Annotated in this window: 10 protein-coding genes; 5 read left to right on the top strand and 5 right to left on the bottom strand. The window is 58.9% G+C overall.

What is annotated here, in order from left to right; genetic code table 11:
- Positions 1–382: 382 nt before the first annotated feature.
- Positions 383–1819: an MBOAT family O-acyltransferase gene (locus HNQ71_RS07180; protein WP_184871822.1), complete on the top strand. Its 1437-nt coding sequence runs from the start codon at positions 383–385 to the stop codon at positions 1817–1819.
- A 2-nt stretch (positions 1820–1821) separates the two neighbouring features.
- Entirely contained in the window at positions 1822–3330 is a 1509-nt protein-coding gene (locus tag HNQ71_RS07175) for an alginate O-acetyltransferase AlgX-related protein (protein ID WP_184871821.1), read from the top strand.
- Positions 3331–3390: 60 nt separating this feature from the next.
- On the opposite strand, the gene HNQ71_RS07170 is transcribed toward HNQ71_RS07175, so the two are convergent.
- From HNQ71_RS07170 to HNQ71_RS07160, 3 genes are read right to left on the bottom strand one after another with little or no spacing between them, the layout of a single operon-like run.
- Positions 3391–6198, bottom strand: a complete 2808-nt coding sequence (locus HNQ71_RS07170) for a rhamnan synthesis F family protein (protein ID WP_184871820.1) — start codon at positions 6196–6198, stop codon at positions 3391–3393.
- Positions 6195–7775, bottom strand: a complete 1581-nt coding sequence (locus HNQ71_RS07165) for a class I SAM-dependent methyltransferase (RefSeq protein WP_184871819.1) — start codon at positions 7773–7775, stop codon at positions 6195–6197. Before HNQ71_RS07165 ends, HNQ71_RS07170 begins: the two co-directional genes overlap by 4 nt.
- A 28-nt stretch (positions 7776–7803) precedes the next feature.
- Entirely contained in the window at positions 7804–8811 is a 1008-nt protein-coding gene (locus HNQ71_RS07160; protein ID WP_184871818.1) for an NAD-dependent epimerase/dehydratase family protein, read from the bottom strand.
- Between the two features lie 364 nt (positions 8812–9175).
- On the opposite strand from HNQ71_RS07160, the gene HNQ71_RS07155 reads away from it, so the two are divergent.
- From HNQ71_RS07155 to HNQ71_RS07145, 3 genes are all read left to right on the top strand, one after another.
- Positions 9176–9970: a class I SAM-dependent methyltransferase gene (locus HNQ71_RS07155; RefSeq protein WP_184871817.1), complete on the top strand. Its 795-nt coding sequence runs from the start codon at positions 9176–9178 to the stop codon at positions 9968–9970.
- A gap of 11 nt (positions 9971–9981) precedes the next feature.
- On the top strand, positions 9982–11142 hold the full coding sequence (locus HNQ71_RS07150) for an acyltransferase family protein (protein ID WP_184871816.1): 1161 nt from the start codon (positions 9982–9984) through the stop codon (positions 11140–11142).
- Between the two features lie 321 nt (positions 11143–11463).
- Positions 11464–12018: an Lcl domain-containing protein gene (locus HNQ71_RS07145; protein ID WP_184871815.1), complete on the top strand. Its 555-nt coding sequence runs from the start codon at positions 11464–11466 to the stop codon at positions 12016–12018.
- A gap of 230 nt (positions 12019–12248) precedes the next feature.
- Here HNQ71_RS07145 and HNQ71_RS07140 read toward each other — a convergent pair whose 3' ends face one another.
- Both HNQ71_RS07140 and HNQ71_RS07135 read right to left on the bottom strand, forming a co-directional pair.
- The gene (locus HNQ71_RS07140; protein WP_210333754.1) at positions 12249–12785 is read right to left on the bottom strand and encodes a hypothetical protein; all 537 of its coding nucleotides are present in this window, start codon (positions 12783–12785) and stop codon (positions 12249–12251) included.
- Positions 12786–12935: 150 nt separating this feature from the next.
- The gene (locus HNQ71_RS07135) at positions 12936–19391 is read right to left on the bottom strand and encodes an RHS repeat-associated core domain-containing protein (RefSeq protein WP_184871813.1); all 6456 of its coding nucleotides are present in this window, start codon (positions 19389–19391) and stop codon (positions 12936–12938) included.

The raw sequence follows: 19391 nt of genomic DNA, 5'->3' as shown, positions 1-19391 counted from the left end.
AGCCGAGGCCAAAGAACTTTGCTGTCCCGAAACTCATCATTCCCGCAAACTGTGCACACCAACAAAGGGATCCTCCATAAGGCACGGACTGAGGGCAATTCGCACACAGGGCGAGACGAATAATAGTAGCAATTCGCCACTGGACCAGGCTATCGCCATCATCCACCGCGCCAGCAAATCAACCATTTTCTCGCTGTGGTGGACCTCATTCCCCCAGTGCGCGTTATCGCGCGGCAACTCCCAAGCGGCGCCGGTCAACTTGCCGAACTCAAGTCACAGATAGCCCGTTGTCACGGGGGAGCGCGGCGCCGGTTCGGGAAGGAATCCAGGCCAAGTCCTGCGTATTGACTTCAATCCGCCCATTTGCGATCCGGAAGGACAAATGGGCGAAACCGATCGGCGCACAATGGTATTTTCCGACCAGGCATTTCTCTTCCTCTACCTGCCGATCACACTCTTGCTAGGTTCGCTCCTGAGTCGAACGAGATTGTTCTCGCCATTCATCTTTCTGTCCAGCCTGATCTTCTTTTATTGGTCTTCTGGCGTTTACGTTCTGCTGCTGCTCTTCAGCATTGTGCTGAATTTCGCGGGCGCGATCGCGGTGGGACGCTGGCATCACAAAATAGTGGTCACCGCCGTCGTCACTCTGAACGTATTGGTCCTCTGTTATTTCAAGTATACGGCCTTCCTTCTTGGCTCCGTCGGATTCTTCGGCTCCGAGAGTTTGCAGCACTTCGCGCAAACCATCATTCTCCCGATAGGGATCTCGTTTTTCACGTTCCAGGGCATCTCCTATGTGATCGACGTATGGCGTGGCGAGGTGAAGGCTGAGCGCAACTTAGTGGTGTTTGGCGCCTACAAGGCTTTCTTCCCGCAGCTGATTGCCGGCCCGATCGTACGGTATCGGGACGTCGAGAAGGACTTCCACCATCCTGATCTCAATGCGGATATCTTTGCCGCCGGGGCCGGTCGGTTCATGGTCGGCCTTTGCAAGAAGGTCCTTATCGCGGACAGCGTCGCGGGCGTCGCGGACGCGTCCTTTGCCCTGGCCGGCGCCGAGCAAACCTTTGCCTCTGCCTGGCTCGGGGCAATCGCCTATGCGATCCAGATCTATTTCGACTTTTCTGGCTATTCGGACATGGCGATCGGTCTCGCTATGATGTTTGGAATCCGGTTCAAGGAGAACTTCAACCACCCCTACGCCGCGTCCACGATCACCGAGTTTTGGCGTCGCTGGCACATGTCGCTGTCGGGCTGGTTCCGTGACTATCTCTATATCCCGCTGGGGGGAAACAGGGCAGGCCCGGTGCGAACTTACGCAAACCTGATGATCGTGTTCCTTGCGACCGGGATATGGCATGGGGCGGCATGGACGTTCGTCCTGTGGGGCGCATACCACGGAATTTTTCTCGTAGCGGAACGCCTGATCCTTGCAGGAAGGGCGTTTTCGTCACAGGTCGTTCGGATGATCTATTTCTTTCCCGTGGTGATTTTCGGATGGGTCCTGTTTCGCGCAAACGACCTGTCAGTCTTCGCCAGTCATGTGCGTGCCATGCTGTTGCCGCTGGCACGCGGGGCGTTCGGGTTGCCCGGGTCGATGGACCTCGCGCTTTCGCCTCAGAGCAAAGTCGCTATGCTGTTGGCGTGCCTCCTCATTGTCATCCAGGGGCAGGTCAGCCCCTTGGGTGTGGTCGTCGCCGGGGCAGCGGGCAGTGCCGCGCGCTTTGCCCGGCTTGTCTTCGTCAGCGTCGCAGCAGTCATCTGCGCGATCTACATCGTACCTCAGGCCTTCTCGCCGTTCCTCTATTTCAGGTTCTGAGTATGAAATTGGCGAATCTCGCAACCATCGCAGCCTTCGCGGCCTTTCTGGCTGCGCCCGTCGGCAGCCTCGTCACGATGGGACCCGACCCGGCCGCTGAAGGAGCGATCACCTTGACCGAACTCACGTCGGCTAAACTTCTGACGCCAAATGACGAGAAGTACCGGAACGACATAGCCAGAAGGCTTGTCAGCAATTCTCCAGTCGGAATGGACGCCATCCGCGCCAAGAATGCCCTGGATGTTAAGGTGTTCGGCTTCGTCAATACATCCCAAGTCATCTCCGGCCTGGATGGTTGGCTGTTTTACAAGCCTGGGTTCCAGAACGGCGCATGTATGTCAGAGCACGATATTGGCGTCATGCTGGCGCATGTTGAAGCATTGCGAACGATAGCCAAGGGGAGCGGCATAGACTTTCGCATGTCGGTCTCGCCAGACAAGGAGGTTGTGTATCCCGAGAAACTTGGGCCTGCCGCTGCGTCCGCTGCCGGCTGTAAGATCCTTTCATCGCGTTTGTGGCGCCGCATCGCAAAGACCAGCAAATCGAGCATAATAGACCATTTCGATGTGATGGGTCACGACATAGCCGATGACCTGCTCTACTTCAGAACGGATACCCACTGGAACGAGCTTGGGAAACTCAAAGCCGTCAGGCAACTCGTCTTCGAGTTGACCGGCAGAAAAGTGGACGGCCCGATCCTCGCAAGCGGCCAGATCATGCACGCCACCGACATGCCGAACAGGTTGCTGAGAATCGAGCACAAAGAAGCTGAAGAAAGTTATGACGACTACGCATCTCGAACATTTCCGGATAATAGCGATCAAAGGATAATAGATACATTTATACTTCACGACTCATTTTATGGCGTAAGCTATGATTTGTTAAAGCGCGTCTTTTTGAATCCTATTTTTGTATCCTACGGGAGCGAGAATATCGAACTGGAAGTCCCCAATGCATTGGCGAAGTCCCCGAAGCATGTCCTGGTCAACTTAGTCGAGCGGAACATGCTGTCCCGAATTCTCCACGGCGAGTTGTCCTGGACAGGGGTGTTCGGCAAGGCGCTTATGGACGCCAACGCAAAGGCCGCTCGCGGGTGCAGAATGTCGGACGTTGCGGAAGATGGGCTGAAATTCGAGAACCTGAACAAACAGTCATCGGGCGATTTCACCGCGGGAGTCGATCCTCAGATTCTCATACGATTGGCAGAGCATGGCAGGCCTTGCGTGCGGATCTCGTTTGAAACCGCCGTAAGACAAAACACCTATGTCTATTTGCCGATCAAAGACCAGGTCAACCAGAACGGGCCATACTTCGAGGGGTTCTCGTTGATGCTCACGGACGCTCCGGGGGCGCGCGACTTCTGGCTTGTTTTGCCGGAGGATTTAGCCGGCATGACGTTGAGGGTTGATCCGATCTACTCCACCGGAACGCTATCTCACCTCAGAATACAAACCGGGGCACTCCCCTCATTCTCAGAGCAGGCTCATCAACCAGTAGCGATGGGGCGATGACGCAGTCCGCCCGTTGAACACCCTCGATGAAGGCATTTTCGGCTGCCAGCTCAATTCCTGTTACCAACTCGTGCCGGGCGCGCGCAAACCAGCAGTATCGAATCCGGCCTTTCGCGCAACAAACGGCATCAAGCGCTCGATCGCATGCAGGACGGTGCCGTCATAAGGAACGGGCTCCGATGGGTAATCATTCCAATCGAGACCCAGTTCGCGTAGCGGAAGCAATACCTTTGGTCGGCACCAGAACATGGTTCCCAGCGGGAAATCGAAAAAGTCCGCCAGCGGCGTGGCGATGCCCATCCGTCTCGCCAAGTCTTCAGCGATTTTCCTGTTGTCGTTCCAACCGACGAGGTGTGGATCCTCGGCCATCAAAAGCCCTATCGCCGGTTTCGATGCGAAGACCTCGGCAGCCAGGTCGAGCATTGCGTGTTCGCCACCAACCAGGTTCTCCCAAAGGAAGTGGCGCCATGCCTCACCCATGGCCGCGTCCGTGCCCACGCTCCTCTTGGCGTGCACATGGCCGATCAGATCGTAGCGGCCATCAAGCAGCCGTGGCAGGAATTCAGTAAGAAGCGGTCCGACATCGCGCCCCCTGTTGGGAACGATTGCGATTTCAACGGAACCGTGGTGGTCGTCAAACACCGCTCGAAGATGTCTGGCTTTGGCGTCGGTGTCCGTGGACAGGAACAGATCGCAGCGCGTGCGGTTACGCTTGAGCCGGAAGGCAAGATCATCAGCCAGATCTTCATAGTAAAAATGGGCATGAAGGGCCACACGCTGCTCCGACGGCCGGTAAGTGCCGTTGACAGGATTGAAAACGTCCCGGGACCAGGGGCCGGCGGGGCGCCCGGCGCGGAGCCAATGGGCTAAGGGATGAGCTTTTCCCGGTCCGCACTCGTCTGGGTTGGCTTGTGCATAGCTTTGCGGATTGAAGCCTGCACAAGGACGACGGAACTGTGGATTGGCTGTCGAATCGCCCGAAAGGCCCATGATGCTCCATTGCTGGAGCGTGCGCCGCCCGGCCTCCAACTCGGCAATTGGCGCCATACCTGGAGGAAGAACCATTTCGAGATCGACGGCAGTGGCCGCCATCAGTGTGGCAAGATCCTCGTCATGAAGTGCTGCCGAGGATGTTTTGCCCCACTGGTCGATTTGCTGAACATAGGCACTCATGTTGTAGGCCGCATGTCCTACTCGCGCCACTTCCGTTCCCAAGGCCTTTGCCTTGTCGCGGTCGTCTGCCAGCCCACACAAGATGGCAGCTGCGGCATGAGTATCGAGGTGAGGTGCAATGAGAGGACGTGTTGCAGCGTCGGCCGCTAAGATTTCCGCCGTTCCACAGGCTCCCTGGAAGCACACGGTCGGTATCCCGCGCACAACCGTATCGATGGCCACGTTTGGCTGCGGATCAAGGCGGGAACTGAGAAAGAAGGCGTCTGCAACGGCATATGCGGGCTCCAAATCCGATACCGGATCAAGCATCACCAAGCTATCTCCCAGATCCGACTGGGCTATCTGGTAGGCGAGATACGCGGAGTAGCCACTGTCATTCTCCGGATCGTACCCATCACCGATCCAGACAAACCGAAAGCGAACATCCGGTCGCAGTCGTTTCGCAGTGGCGGCAGCGCCTATGAAAAGATCGACGCCTTTACGAATGTGCACCATGCCGGCGCCGAGCACTAGAAAGGAGGCCTCCTCACCCTCGGGCCGCAAACGAAGCAGGAACTCGTCGTCTTTTTTGTCAGCCGGCTCATCGGTTGAGGACGTTGGCGGCGGATCGCTGCGCCCCTGAGCCATGATATGAATTCCGGGGCGCCTTTCGAGGCCAGGAAAGGAATCGTACGAAGACTGCGCGACGATCTCGGCTGGAAATACGACATGCTGCGCCCAGTCATAAACGTTACGCATCTTGGCCACAGGGCGCGTGTAGGCGGCAAACTCATGCACCAAAGCAACGCTCGGCACCCCACAAGACGCCAAGGCAGGCACCATGATCTGGGTCTCTATGCTGTTGGCGATGGCATAAAGTGGTCTGAATTCCTCTGTGATCCGCCTGGCCAGCCGGGCCGCATCCACAGGGTTCCAGTCCTCCCATGTCAACGGACCTACGGACGAGGCGGCAACCGCGATGAAGTCGCTTTCCAGTTCTCCACCGCGCATCATCAGGGAAACCACCGTTGCCTGTTTCGCGAGTTCCCGGGCAAGGTTCCAGCCCAACATTGGCGCGCCGGTTCTCGAAACCTCATGCGAAATCAAAAGCACAACCGGCTTTTCGGACTGCGGCAAGGGCGAAAACTCTAGCCTATCGACGACGGAAACTCCTCGCCGACCTTCGCGCCTGCCATCGTGCTGGTAATGCAGCAAAGGCGACATCCCGGCGCTCACGACATCAGGATAGCGCTCCCGATAATAAGCCGAATCAAAAAGAGGCGATGCGCGCCAGCCCATCGGCTCACCGACCACTGCATAGTGCAACGCTGGGTCCATACCGGCGGGCAAACGGTCAGCGTAAAATTCAGCATCGAAGCACGGCGACCGTCGGAAGGCTGCAGCAAGTTCCTCGGCCTCGTGTTTGTTCGCGGGCAGCGGTTCCCCCAGAGCCGAAAGTTCTAGCCAGACATAAGCAGGCGGCTTGAACATGCCTGCCGTCTCGTAGAAGGGACGCAAGAAATCGCCGTTGAATCGCGCATTTGGCTCCAATCCAATCCGCCAGCCGATTTCGGCATAGTGTCCCACTGGATCCCGCAGTTCCGGCCGGTTAAGGGAGGAACGATAATAGTCGGCATCTACGAACCCGGTCATTTCCAGCATAGCGACGAATTCACGGCGAATTTCATCAGCCTTTACGCTCTCGCGGCTATTCATTGTGTGCGTCCCGGTCCAAGAACACGATTGCGGACAAAGGCGCGAAGCGGGCGAGGAAAGAGACGCGACGCGCCTAGTATCCCAAAGCGTTTCAAAATGGCCTCGAGGCGGCTGCGCAGGCCCAAGTAGCGTTGCTCCCATTCGGCAGCCTTGCGCTCCAACTCCGCAATCCTGGCTTCGCATTCAGCATTTCGCTGTCGCAGTTCTTTGGTCTCGGCATCTTGTCTAAGACGCGACTCCGTGAGGAGGCTTGCGTGGCTCCGGAAAGACGTTCTCAATACGTCTCGCTGCACAGCTGCCGCAGCGAGTTCGGAGCGTACTTGCGCCAACTCGAACCGCAGCCGCTCGAGTTCAGCCCAGCGTGCCGACGCCGAAGACTGAATTTCGGTTGCCGTCGCATCAAAGGTCCCGGTGGGGTGCTGCTTGTCCTTAGCAGGTCCGGAGGTGCCCAGCGGCCCCTCAATGTCAACACGGCTTCCCGATTGAGCTGAGGCCAGAGCGGCTTCCGCTTTTTCGGCCCGTTCGACTTGAGCTTTGATGGTTTCACTAGCCGTTTCAATTTCGCGGCGGAAACCGGTTACCAGCAATTCCGTCTGCTCCATGTGGCTGCGAAGCTCTGCCTGAGCGGCATGGCTTCCAGACTGAGCCAATGCCAATGCGGCTTCCGCTTTTTCGGCCCGTTCGACTTGAGCTTTGATGGTTTCACTGGCTGTTTCAATTTCCCCGCGGAGACCGGAAGCCAGCAACTCCGTTTGCTCCATGTGATTGCGAAGTTCCGCGTGAGCGACAGCGCCACTTTCTGCTCGCGCCAGGATTTCACCGATCTCGCTTGTTTCGATGAACAACGAATTAGGAATAGTTGGAAGTTCTGATTGGGACGCAATCGCAATATTGTAGGGCGGTCGAGGCAAGCCATGACTGACCTCGTAATGCGTCTCTCCTCGTCGCTCGAACGTTAGCGTTCTCGAGATTCCGGCCTCGTCATCCGCGATAAGCGTTGATCCGAGCAGCGGTCTTTGAAGGAGTATCAAGACGTGGCGGAACGCCCCCTTCAGCAGGGCCTCGAACTCCACACGCGAGAGTTCGTGCACATGATAGGGATTGGCAGGGCTTCCGAGCGGAGAATAGACATCTCGTTCAGGCGACGAAAGGACGAGAAAACCGGTTGGCCGCAAAACGCGCTGGACCTCTGCGATAAACAGCTCATGTTCAAAAAAATGCTCGAGCGTTTCGAACGATACGACCACGTCGACACTCGCATCTTCCAACGGCAACTTGCGAGCGTCTCCTTGCCGATAGCGAAGGTTGGCAGCGACATAGCCCCGCTGGGCGTGCGCTACCGCCTCCTCGGACAACTCGATACCGACAACCGATCGCGCGACTTGGGCCAGAAGAGCGGAGCCGTAGCCCTCGCCTGAGGCGACATCGACAACATCAAGGTCGCGGCAAAGAGCCCGGGCAAGAAAGTAACGATGAAGATGCTCGATCTCCACCTGACCCGCCGTAGCGGTTGTCAACCGTTCGCCGGTCCACTCAAGTGCTTGCCGCGGCAGGACCCGTTCGAATATTTCTCCCATTTGAGTGTCGCCAATTCCTCTCACTGGTCTAGTGTGCGGAGCCGCCTACCGCTGACCTGTCACGATGCACTACGCTACCACCAAGATCCGCGAGTGTTTGGCTCAAGCCTTCAGAAAATGAGAGAGTAGGTCGCCACCCCAGCGCCTCCCGAATGAGCGAGATATCGAGCACGCTTACTGGAACATCAAATTTCCGTCCGCGCTCATAGCGAACGTCCAGTCTTTGGGAGAGTTTTGATTCAAGTTCGGCAATGACACCGTTAAGGCTGATTCCCTCGCCACTGCCGATGTTGAAAACCTGATGGCCGTCGAGCGGTGCTGCGCGTGCCAGTGCAACCAAGCCTGCTGCGGCATCGGAGATGTGAATGAAATCGCGCACGACTTCGCCATCGCCCCAGACGATTATCGGCCGTTGCGACAATGCGCGGTGCAGGAACGTCGTCACCACACCCTGGCCTCTTGCCAAATTCTGCCCCGCTCCAAACGGATTGGCCAGACGCGCCACACGACAATCGAGCCCATAGAGAGCTCGATAGGTGCCCAGATACAGTTCAACAGCGGCCTTGCCAGCGCCGTAGGCGGTAATCGGGTTTAAACGGTGATCTTCATGCACCGGAACGCGCAGCAGTTTGCCATAAACCGTACCGCCGGACGAAGCGAAGATCACCCTTGGCGCCTCCGCCCCTTTTTTCCGAAGCGCATCCAGCAAACCCAGCGTAGGCACGACATTGGTCGACAGATCAAGGGTGGGATCGTTGTTGGCGGTGGCAGGGACGGATGACCATGCATAATGGTGAATGACGGTGACCCCATCGATCAAGCTATCCCATTGCGCGTTGGCAAGATCGAAACTGCGCCATGCGACTCGCTCGTCAAGTGCAGGGGTAAATGTCGGCTTCGAAAGTGAGCGCCCGGCTAAAACGACCTCACACCCGCTTTGCACCAGGATTGCAGCAACGTGTCGGCCAATGAAGCCGCTTCCACCAAGAATCAGATGTCGTTCGACGATGTCCGATTTTTCTGTTTTGGATGACATCCGGATATGCTCGGCCGCTCCCGAATACGGTTAACTGCGGTTGGGGAATCAGAATAGCGAACCGCAATTCCCAAGTAGGTCCGTACTCTGACTTCGCGAGTGCGTCAAAGCTTATCGGGTTGACGGAAAGGATGTGTTGCTATTGCGCTCAGCATTTATTCGGCTGTGCCGTAGATGACGACTTTTGCCGCCTACCAGCCAGAGCATGTGCCGGGGCGGAAGCGTCGGATTAAGTGCATCGCCCGCACCGCCCTCGCGGGCAGGTTGTTCATGGTTTACTTGTTCATAATTTACTAATCTAGATGCTAGGTGTTTCGCGTGCTATGCCATCAGCGGTTATGGAGAGCGGCGATTTCGCGCCAAAATGCAAAACCTGGACCGACAGGACCATACTGCTTTCAGCGGGTTCGCTGCGACACTGCATGAAATGGTGTCGCTGAACCTCCATGAGAGCGACGGGATGTTTCACGGGAACAGCCGGCACTACCTAACCTGTGGGGGATCAGCGCTAAACGTGATCGCGGCGGCGGTCGGCCTGGCTGGAATAGAGCCAAAAGAAATCCTCGATTTCGGGGCTGGTGCCGGACGCGTCACCCGTTGGCTGCGGGCCGCGTACGCGGGCGCCGAGATTTCGGCGACAGACATGCGCGTCGAGGATCTCGGGTTCTGTGCACGCGAATTTGGTGCGCACACGTGGCTGTCTGGCACCGATGTGGACGGCTTCGTCGCTCCCTCGCGGTACGACTTGATCTGGGTCGGCTCGGTTCTGACGCACCTGTCCGCGAACATATCCGAGCGTCTGGTCAGGAAGCTGCTCTCATGGCTGCGACCGGACGGCCTCCTTATCGTCAGCCTGCACGGGCGTTTCGTCCATTTCCGAGGCCCCGAGTTCAACTACTATGGCGTCGCCTCTGGGTGGGAGGAAATCGAGAGGCAGTATCTTGCAGAAGGCTATGGGTACGCCGACTATCCTGGTCAGGACGCATATGGGATCTCGCTCTCCAAGCCAGCTTGGGCCACTTCGCTGGCGGAACGGCTAGAGGGCACTCGCCTGGTCCTGATGAGTGAACGGGCGTGGGATAATCACCATGATATTCTCGCACTGCAAAATCGACCGGTGACCGCGCCGCTGTCCGTTCGAACCAGCCAGACAAGTTGATGCGAGCGGATATGGGCGGACAAAAACATTCGAAGGCGTTGATCTTTCCGCTCACCGGACTGCGGTTCTTCGCCGCTTTTGCCATTGTACTCCATCACATCCAGGGGAGTTTCGGTGTATCTCCCACTGCGTTTCAAGGCTGGAACCTCGCTAATGGCGTCACCGTTTTTTTTGTTTTGTCAGGGTTCGTACTGACCTATTCCTATCCTGCTCTCAACAAGCCAGGTGAAACACGTCAGTTCTATATCGGCAGAATTGCCAGGATTTTGCCAGCTCATCTGGTGACATTGCTGGCGGCAGTCGCGCTAGGCGTGCCATTCGCGGCTCCGTATTTCCTCGCAAATGCTTTGTTGCTGCAAAGCTGGATTCCGACCGGCGATTACTTTTTCAGCTACAATGCGGTCAGCTGGAGCATCTCAACCGAGATGAGTTTTTATCTCGTTTTCCCGTTTCTGATCCGCAATTTCGAATCGACATGGCCCTGGAAACTCGCCGCATGCTTTGTCGCCTCTTCGGCGATGGGTCTCCTTGCCTGGCAACTCGGACTGCCTTTTTACAGTGGTGGAAATGATGCCGTTGTCCAGGGCTTGGTGATGGTCAACCCGGTCGCAAGGGTCTTCGAATTTTGCCTCGGCATGACGGCGGCGTTGCTGTGGACGCGTTTCCGAGACCGTCTTGCCCATGTTGGATTTGGCACATGGGCCGCCTTCGAGTTGATCGGCGTCCTGCTGCTGACCTGGGGATCCGGCTGGATCAACACGACCCTACAGCCCTTCATGCGCTCGGCTGCGATGCAGTATTGGACGGCCCAGACACTTTCCCCTGTCGTTCCGGCGGCCTTGCTGCTCATTATTCTCGCATCGAGCACCGGGCCGTTGGCGAAGATGCTCGGCTGCCGCCCCGTGAGGTTCCTTGGCGAGATTTCGTTCGCCATTTACCTCACACACCAACTCGTCATCAGGTTTTTTGTCATGCACCCACAAATCTTGGAAGGGGTGTCGCAGCGGACGGCGATTGGGGTCTTTTTGATTACGGTTCTCGCCGCATCAACCGCACTGCATCTGGCCGAGGTTCCAGCCAGAAGGATGATTGTGGGATGGTTCGGTCGCACCCTAAGGACGAACGCCGTGACCGTCGACGACCATTCTTTGGTCAACCAGAGCCAAACTTAGAGTAAGTTTGCCTTGTCATCGTGACCATGATGCCGACGAGATCTTCGTCACTCTGCCTGGCACTTCACGTTGAGCGGATGGATTGTCGACCGAGACGTCGAGCCGATCAGGTTCTTGATTTTCGTAGTTGGGGGTGGGTTAGTGGCTGCGGCGTTGTTCGCCATGATTTGATTTAAATTAGAAGCCAACAGGCGGACATCTATCTGAAAAGTTGACGCATCGGGAAGCGACAGGACTTTCCATTGTTCGCCGCTTCAAGTATACTTGTTCGGTTGCCATATCGAACGCCCGTCATAATGCCAAACCAGCGAGGAGGACGGCATGTTTCGGATCGCGTCTCTTGCGACTTTCAACGCTGCGCTTGCCCTTTTCGCCATGGTGTCAGTGCCGCCATCCCAGGCCGAACCATGTGGCACCGTCCACAAACTGACCCGCCAGCCGCTGAATGACCAGAATTTCTGGCTGCTCGCTGAACACGACGGCAAGGCCTTCGTCGACCAGCGCACATGCCTTGTCGCCAGGCTGGACAGGCTTGATCAGCCGCTCACGCTGAGCGATGCGATGGGGCACTGCGCTACCCTAGGACAAGGCGGTCCGAACGGCGACATGGGCTGGCAGCTTCCGACGATGGCGGAACTGACGAGCCTCGATTCGGCGGACTGGCCAAGGCAGCGCGAGGCGTTCGCGGAATACAAGCTGCCACCGCTGGAGCGCAGCGAGACCGATTACTGGACCCGCACTGAATGGCCGGGGGCGGCAGGCTCCTTCGCGGTCGTCACGTTCAGCGCGCGCACGACTGTGGTGCATCCGCTTGAAGCGACCAACAAGGCCGGGGTATGGTGCGTCTTCGGGGTGCCGGCCACAGGCGTGGAGTAGACACTCTTACGCCAAGTCTCCTTCAGGCAACCAAGTCTCCTTCAGGCATCAGACAACAGCCGCGGTCGCGCACCCAACGGGCAGCTGGCGCTCGACGCCCGGGCAAGTCATGACGGAGCCCCAGCTTTCCCTATGTGATGCCTGGCTGCTCAGCAGCCAGGCCGCGAGACAGAGCGGTGGTCTGGCTGTCTTCGCCGGCGCGGCCATTCTGCCTACTACGTCCTGGCCGCCTACCGCAGATCCAGCTGCAGCAGGCCGCTATAGTCCTCCGTCGTCAGGAAGAAGCCCTCGTCGATCGCCTTGGCCTTGAAAGCAGAATCGTCGCGCAGGTCCCGGAATTCCGGCTTCAATGTGCCTGACGCGTTGAAGTAGCGATCGCGAAAGGCCGCCCGGTCAAGCTCGGCATAGTCTCCGCCCTTGCCTGCGACCGTGCAGGATTTCAGTTCTGTTTGGTCGGCGGCCTCCGCCGGAAACGACGTCCTCGCGAAGTCCATCGGCCCGATGTCGGGGGCAATGCTAGCCGGATACTTTGTAATGCACCGGACCGTTCTATCCGCGGCCGCCACCTGCAGATCGAAATAGGGGGGCCGCAGCCCCTTGGCCGCGAGGTAGGCGAAGGTCCGTATGCGGTTGGCCGCCTTCAGCGCGTCAAGGTCCGTGGTCTCAAGCGCGGCAGCGCCGATCTTGATGCTGCTGGAGCCGCTGATCGCGAGAATCTGCTGCTCCAGCCAGGCCCGATCGCGATCGATCCAGGCCAGGAAGTCCAATGGCACAGCAGCCGGCGGTCGAACTTCCTCGCCCATCGATTGCGTCGAAACTGTCGCTGCGGTCATGAGTGTGACCCCGGCAAGAATGGCCGGAAGCCATTGGTTCTTGAGCATGTCATGCCTCCATTCCTCTATGGTCACCAGCCACCACTAGTAGTTGTTGCGCGGCCTGATACCGAGCATGTCCCGCAACTGGTTCTCTGTTATGTCGTCCGTCCGCATCGTACCGCCAACTCCGACGGTGCGAGCTTCGGCGTCAGGGGCTTTGTATGGCTTGCCGTCGACACCGGTATAGCGGACTTCAGCCATGCCGGTGTCCTTGCCGGCCATCATGTGCGTGGCGTGAATCTGTTCGTGCGCCAGCACGATACCCGGATCTGCCGGCGCATCGAGCACAACTTTGCCCGTCGACTTGTCGAATTCATCCGAGGTTCGAGTTCTCGCTGTCGCCGGGTCATACCTGATGACGACGTCCCCGGCGGTCGTCTCCGGGTTGGTTTTCGGATCCTTCACGTCGGCTTCAGTGTGGCCAGCGACATTCTGAATCGTGGTCGTCTGTGGGTCGTCGATCACCCGGCGCGTGAGCTCGCGGCCCGCGTCGAACGAATTCGACCCGGTAACGAAGCTCTTCACGTCCAGCCAAACGCCATGCAGGAAGCTTTGCGACACTTCGCCGGTCTTGCTGTCGACACGAGCAGTTGGGTCGGTTCGCTGTAGATCTTGCTCTACCTGGCGTTTGTAGGCAGCATCATCGGCCACGATCTCCTTGAGACCTGTTGGGTCGACGAAGGCCATCGGGTTGTTGTTGGCGTAGGCGAAGAGATTGCACGACGTTGGGTTGCTCGTGCATCGCTCTGGATCATCGACATACAGCGGATCGGGCGAGATGAAGCGTCCGAGCGCTGGATCGTAGTACCGGGCACCATAGTAGTAGAGGCCTGTGTCGTCATCGAGATACTTGCCGGTGAAACGATGATGGGTCTTTTCACGCGGCAGGTCGGCCGCGACATCCGTCAGATGCGTCGCCCAGGCGGGAGACAGCGTCTCGGGCTTATGTTCCGTGCCGTAGGCTTTGTAGAGCATCTGCTCGACCGGGACGCCGTCTGAAGCAATGACGTAGTCGCTGCTCTCAATGTGATCCTTCAGGTAGTAGAACCATTTGCCTGTGCCATGTTCCAGCCGCACAAGCTTGGAGTCGGCGATGTTGACGTAGCTTTCCTCGCCTTTGGGGCCGATTTCGAACGTCTCGACCGGGTAGAGATAGAGCTGTTCCGGCCCATTCGTCGGCGTCACCTTCTTGTAGAGGCGACGACCGGTCTGGTCGTAGCCGTAGAGCACTTCGTTCGTTGCCGTCTGCGCGCGGATCAGCCGTCCGTTGATGTCGAACACCGTCCCGGTCAATGTCGGCGATTTCGCCAACTGCGCGAAACCGTCGAAAGCGTAGGGCTTTGCGGCGGTTCCAGTCGGTATGAGCCCTGTTGCCGAACCGGTCGCTGGCGCGATTGGCGCGCCAGGATCCAACTCGTCATTGCGCGCGAACGTTCCGGCTGGTGAATAGGCGAATTCGGCGGGCTGGCCGTAGCGATCGATGCGGACGAGCTCGTTCTTGAAATTGTAGTGGAACGTTCCAGACCGGTCGACATGCCCCTGATCGCCCGCGCCTTGCGGCAGTCCATCGACGATCTGGGTGATCGATCCATTGCCGTTGAAGGTCATGGTCAGATCCTGCAACGGCTTGTCTCCGGCCTGCGTTACGATGTGGGTGAGGAACAGGGTCGCCGGATCGTACGACATCTGCGTGAATGCGCCGAGGCGGTAATCGACCCGCTCGATGCGCGACTCGGCATTGTAGGTGATATTCTCGATGACTTTTTGGGACTCCGAAAAATCGGGATGCGTGACCGTCACTGACCGCAGGTTCTTGTCGGGCCCCAGCGCGAATTTCGACGCCAGGCCGCGCGGACCCTCGGACGAATCGATGCGTCCGTCGAGCGTATGGTGGAAATGGTCGGCGTATTTCGCGCCGTTAATCTCCACTTCATGCGTCACCATCCGGCCGTTCCGGTCATACGCGTAACGCTGGATCGCATCGAACGCGCCGTTGGGATCGTGAATGGTAATCTGCGTCGTGTCTCCGAGCGGAAGATCGATCGGTGTGTCGAAACCGGCCGCGGATGCGACCTGGACACCTCTGTCGTACTGATATTCGAGGTGAAGGACGCCGTCGTTCACTTCGGTGAGTTTTCGGTTGAGGAAGTCGTAGGTGTAAGTCTGGATCGAGCTTTCGCCATTGGTTCCCACGCGAGCGATCACCGACTGCCTGCCGCGCCCATCATAGAAGGCGTATCGGTCGCCCATCCCGGGGATCGCCTGGAATTCGATATCGCCGACCGAATTGTAGATAAGCTTCCGGGGCGTCGCTTCGCCTGGTAGCCAGATCTCGCTCAAATAGCCAAATGTATCGCGCACAAAACGGGAGATATGTGTCGTACCATTGCCATCGGTGGCGACGAAGGCAGTCACACCATTCTCGTTGCGCAAGGAGTACTCACCGCTGTGAACGGTGCCGTCGAACTGATCATTGTAGGTTGTGACGGTGTGCGTGCCCCATGGACCGAAGTCCATGTCGGATATCTTTCCCGAAGGGTGGGTTTCACGGACCATCCGATCGGCTGCGTCGTAGGTGTATGCGTTGCCGACTTCGTGATCCGGGCGCGGAATTTCGCCAAGATCGAAAACTTTCTGCAGGTTCAAGTCGTCGACCCCGCCGAAGCTCTTCACCACGAAGGGCGTCCAGCGGAAGACCTGCTTCGCGTTGCGGTTGTAGAGTGAGAAATGGAACACCCGCACGCCGCCTTCCGCGACGTTCTCGAGGTCGGCGATCTTCTGGCTGCGCGCATCATAGGCGGCGAGATCGGCTATGAACTCGCTCTCGCCCTCCGGTGTCTCGGCAGCGCTCGCGTAGCGCCGGCGGGCAGTCAGGATCAGCGACGGTCGTCCATTCTCGCCGATCTTGTAGGTATAGAACTTCTCGGCGCCGTCTGTGGCCGCTTCCCGGGTCTTGCGTCCGAGCGCGTCGTAACTGGTCGTGAGGACCATTCCCAGCGGGCTGGTAGTTGTCGCGACCGCACCCTGCCGCGGGCCGTCGTAGGTCATCTTCGTCGTCTGGTCGAGTTCTGGTGCAACACCGGACGGCTTGGTGTGGCTAAGCAGCAGCGTGCCGGTGGCGTCGTAGACCGCAAGCTCGGTCGTTCCGAGTTCGTCGGCAACCGAAATGCTGTTGCCGAAAACATCATAGCCCATCGTCTTCGCCAGCTTGCGACTGGCGTTGCGGAACTGCTCCAGTGCGGGCGGCAGCGCGCCCAGGCCTGAGAGGACCTCAAGCGAGCGCGATCCCATCCTGCCGCCGGAATTCGGCAGGTAGGTGAAGCTCTCGCGGCTGAGCAGCCGCGTCCCGGCGAGGATACGCCGCTCGGACGCGGCATTGACGATGCCGAGCGCCGCGAGATCGGTCCGCGACTGAGCGTAGTCTGTCTGGGTTGTGCGGCTGAAACCGGGAACTGTAAGATTCTCCGGGCCAGGGACGTCTCGCACCCGGACCGTCTCCGAAGCTGCCATGTTGAACGCGTCGAAGTCGGCATAGGACTGGGTCTTGACCGGATCCTTGCATTCGGGATCGGCCGGATCCTGCTGCTCGGCCTGACCTGCGGATTCGGTCAGCGTGTCCTTGACCTTCCTGAGATAGGACGAGCCGTCGCCACGCGAAAACGCCTCCCACACCGACGATTCGCATTTCAGCATCATGCCGGTCGTCGGCAGCTTCTGGCTGCGTGTAGCGGTCGACAGCGAGTGCAGCGCCGCCGCCGACGGATCGAGCGTCTCGGTTGTCTCCGCGCTCGCGACGAGCGTCGCCTCGGGCTTTACTTCGTAGGTCTTGCGGATCTTCAGCTTGCCGGCGAGGTTCAGGTCGGCCGCCCTCTCCGCGAAGGTGTAGTATTGTTCGCGATCAAGGCTGGAACGCTGCGTGACGCGCTGGCCGGCCGCGTTCTCGTCGCCGTAAGCGACCTTCTCGACCTCCGAGAAGCCGATGAAGCGGCGATTGATCACATCATAGAATGGATTGTGGTAGAAATATTCTTCCGTCTGCACCTGGGCGCGAACCTGGCCGGGTATGCCCTGCGACGTGACGAGCTGCTTGGCGACGACAACGGGGAAATGCAGGTTGCGCGTCGGCTGGCCGTTGGCGCGGTCGCGCAGCATCTCGTCGATCGAGGTCGCATAGCGAATGTCGTGCCGACGGCCGGAAGCGAAGTCGACGACCGTCAACAGGTTCGCCTTGACGAGTTGCATGGTCGCGGTTCGGTTGAAGTCGATGATGACGACGGGCTTCACCTCGTCGCCGGACGGTTTCTGGAACACGATGATTTCGGTCTGGCCGTCGCCGTCGATGTCGGCGACGCGCGAGGCGAAGGTCTGCGTCGACGTGCCGAGTTGAACCCGCAGATTGAGCGCGATGTTGAGCGGATCCTTCAGGTAGGTCCCGTCGCCGAAGCCGAGCCAGATGCGCATCTGGTCAGTGCGCTCGCCCATCGACGCGAAATCGATGATGCCGTCGCCATTGGCGTCGATGTACCACATCGTGGCGAGGTTCTCGCCGGGCTGCATGCCGCCAATCTTCGAGAAGGTGCCGTGACCGCAGACCGGGTCGTTGATCGCGGCGTCGCCAAACAGCAAGGCATTCGGGTCCGTCGAGAAGATGTTGCCCTGGTTCTCGTAGAGGCAGAAGCCCTGGTCGGCTGGACGGATGACGACGAGATCGGGCAGCCGGTCGCCATTGATGTCGACCATCCGCACATTGTTGCGGCCGAGTATTTGGCCGTCCTGACTGTTGAATGGGAACGCCTTGGTCAGCGCGCCGAAATTGACGCTGTAACCGCCATCGGCCTGGCGCCGGGTGAGATTGAGAAATATCCGCCATTCGGTGCGGCCATCAGCGTTGAGGCGCGTCGTGACGATGTCGGACAGGCTGTCCATATTGATGTCGGCGAAGCGGCCGTTGCCGCCGGCGAATGTCATCGGCGAGACGCCGGGCAGCGGGATCGAGCGGCCGAGATAAGGGAAGGTCCCATCGGCCTTGCCGTCATAGACGTGCATCAGCCCGTCTTCGATTTCGACGATATCGACGAAGCTGTCGCCAAGGATGTCGGCAAAAGCGAAGCGATTGTCGGTGAGCCGGGGCGCGATCTGGCGCATCAGTCCAGCCTCGGTCGGACGCGACAGCACGAGTTGGGCGGTGTCGCCGAAGGCGCTGTTCAGGTCGCCGCTGCCGAGATGCACGGTCGCGCCGTCATCCTTGGTCTGCACGATATCGACCAGTGCATCCATGTTGAGGTCGGCCAATTCGAAATTCTGAGGGGGGATGTCGCCGGCGAACGCCATCTTCGGCGCTTCGAACACGACGGGGCGCGACGCCAGTTCGGCGCTTGTCCACGACGAATAGCCGAAATTGATGTCCGGGAACTTCAGCGTCGATTGCGCCAGCGCCCCGCCGCCGGTGTCGCCATACCGGTAGAGCACGCGCAGCTGGTCGAGCACATTGACCGACTGCGTGTCGATGAGCGGCGTCAGGTCGGCCTGAGCCTTCGCCAGGCAGTCCGGATGCGCCCTGACGACGAACTTCGAGGTGTCATTGGTGTCACGGCCGACATATCCCATGCACCATTGTGCGTAGACGGTGTCCTTGAATTTCGCCGTCACCTTGCCGTAAAGCCGGGCGTTCTCCTGTTTGCTGCCATTGGTGTGGCTGACGAGGGTCGATTGCGTCTCGATCAAGTCGAACTGATAGCTGCTCTGACCGCCGGCGAAGCTGGCCTTTGTCAGGTAGCTGCGTCCACCGAAACGCTGGTAGTCGTAGCGGACGGCTTCGCGGTTGGCGCTGAGCTGCAGCACCAGCGGCCATTTCGTCACGTAGGGCTTGGCTATGTCGAAATTGCCCTCCGCCACGGAGGGATCGCCGCTGAAGATCAGCCGCGTTCCGTCGGCGTTGGTCACCTCGAAGCCGGAGGGGATGGTGTCGGTGTGCAAGCCGCCAGTCAGGTCGAGCGAAACGACGTCGAACGCGCCGGTATGGTAGAGAATCTTGACGAAATCCTCGGCGTATTCGGGCTTGTATTCCCAGACGCCGTTCTGGTTTCCGAGAAAGACGAGCCGCGTGCCCATGTAGGACAAGCGGGAGAAGAAATCACCGCCCGGCTTGGTGCCGGGCACGGCCGTGCCGAGATCGTCGTTGACGGCGATCTCCTGGGTATTGAACCGCCAGCCGATGCCGAGCCCGTTGCCGGTATCGCCCGCGAACTGGCTGTAGGTGAGGCTCATTTGCGGCCCGAACTGGCCACGCGTCGGCAGAGTTGGTAGCGGCAGGGTGAAGTTCGCCGATCCCGTATTGTTGTTCAGCGAGAAGCTGCCTTCCTCCTGCGTGACGGTGCCGCCTGCGGCGGGCAACTGCACGATCGATGTCGCTGATTTGTCTTCGGCGCGAGCCGGGGAGCCGAGTACTGCGGCGCCAGCGGTCAGGGCTGCGAGGGCGGTAAGGGTCTTGGCGAACAT

It is taken from the genome of Mesorhizobium sangaii (assembly GCF_014207355.1).
In the GTDB taxonomy this organism is placed as follows: domain Bacteria; phylum Pseudomonadota; class Alphaproteobacteria; order Rhizobiales; family Rhizobiaceae; genus Mesorhizobium; species Mesorhizobium sangaii.
The sequence above is the reverse complement of the archived record's forward strand: the minus strand, read 5'-3'. Positions and strand labels throughout refer to the sequence as shown.

Excerpts from the sequence above, each read along its gene's own strand:
- HNQ71_RS07165 (WP_184871819.1), bottom strand. The coding sequence starts at position 7,775 with ATGGGAGAAATATTCGAACGGGTCCTGCCGCGGCAAGCACTTGAGTGG.
- HNQ71_RS07160 (WP_184871818.1), bottom strand. The coding sequence starts at position 8,811 with ATGTCATCCAAAACAGAAAAATCGGACATCGTCGAACGACATCTGATT.
- HNQ71_RS07175 (WP_184871821.1), top strand. The coding sequence starts at position 1,822 with ATGAAATTGGCGAATCTCGCAACCATCGCAGCCTTCGCGGCCTTTCTG.
- HNQ71_RS07150 (WP_184871816.1), top strand. The coding sequence starts at position 9,982 with ATGGGCGGACAAAAACATTCGAAGGCGTTGATCTTTCCGCTCACCGGA.
- HNQ71_RS07135 (WP_184871813.1), bottom strand. The coding sequence starts at position 19,391 with ATGTTCGCCAAGACCCTTACCGCCCTCGCAGCCCTGACCGCTGGCGCC.
- HNQ71_RS07180 (WP_184871822.1), top strand. The coding sequence starts at position 383 with ATGGGCGAAACCGATCGGCGCACAATGGTATTTTCCGACCAGGCATTT.
- HNQ71_RS07170 (WP_184871820.1), bottom strand. The coding sequence starts at position 6,198 with ATGAATAGCCGCGAGAGCGTAAAGGCTGATGAAATTCGCCGTGAATTC.
- HNQ71_RS07155 (WP_184871817.1), top strand. The coding sequence starts at position 9,176 with ATGCAAAACCTGGACCGACAGGACCATACTGCTTTCAGCGGGTTCGCT.
- HNQ71_RS07145 (WP_184871815.1), top strand. The coding sequence starts at position 11,464 with ATGTTTCGGATCGCGTCTCTTGCGACTTTCAACGCTGCGCTTGCCCTT.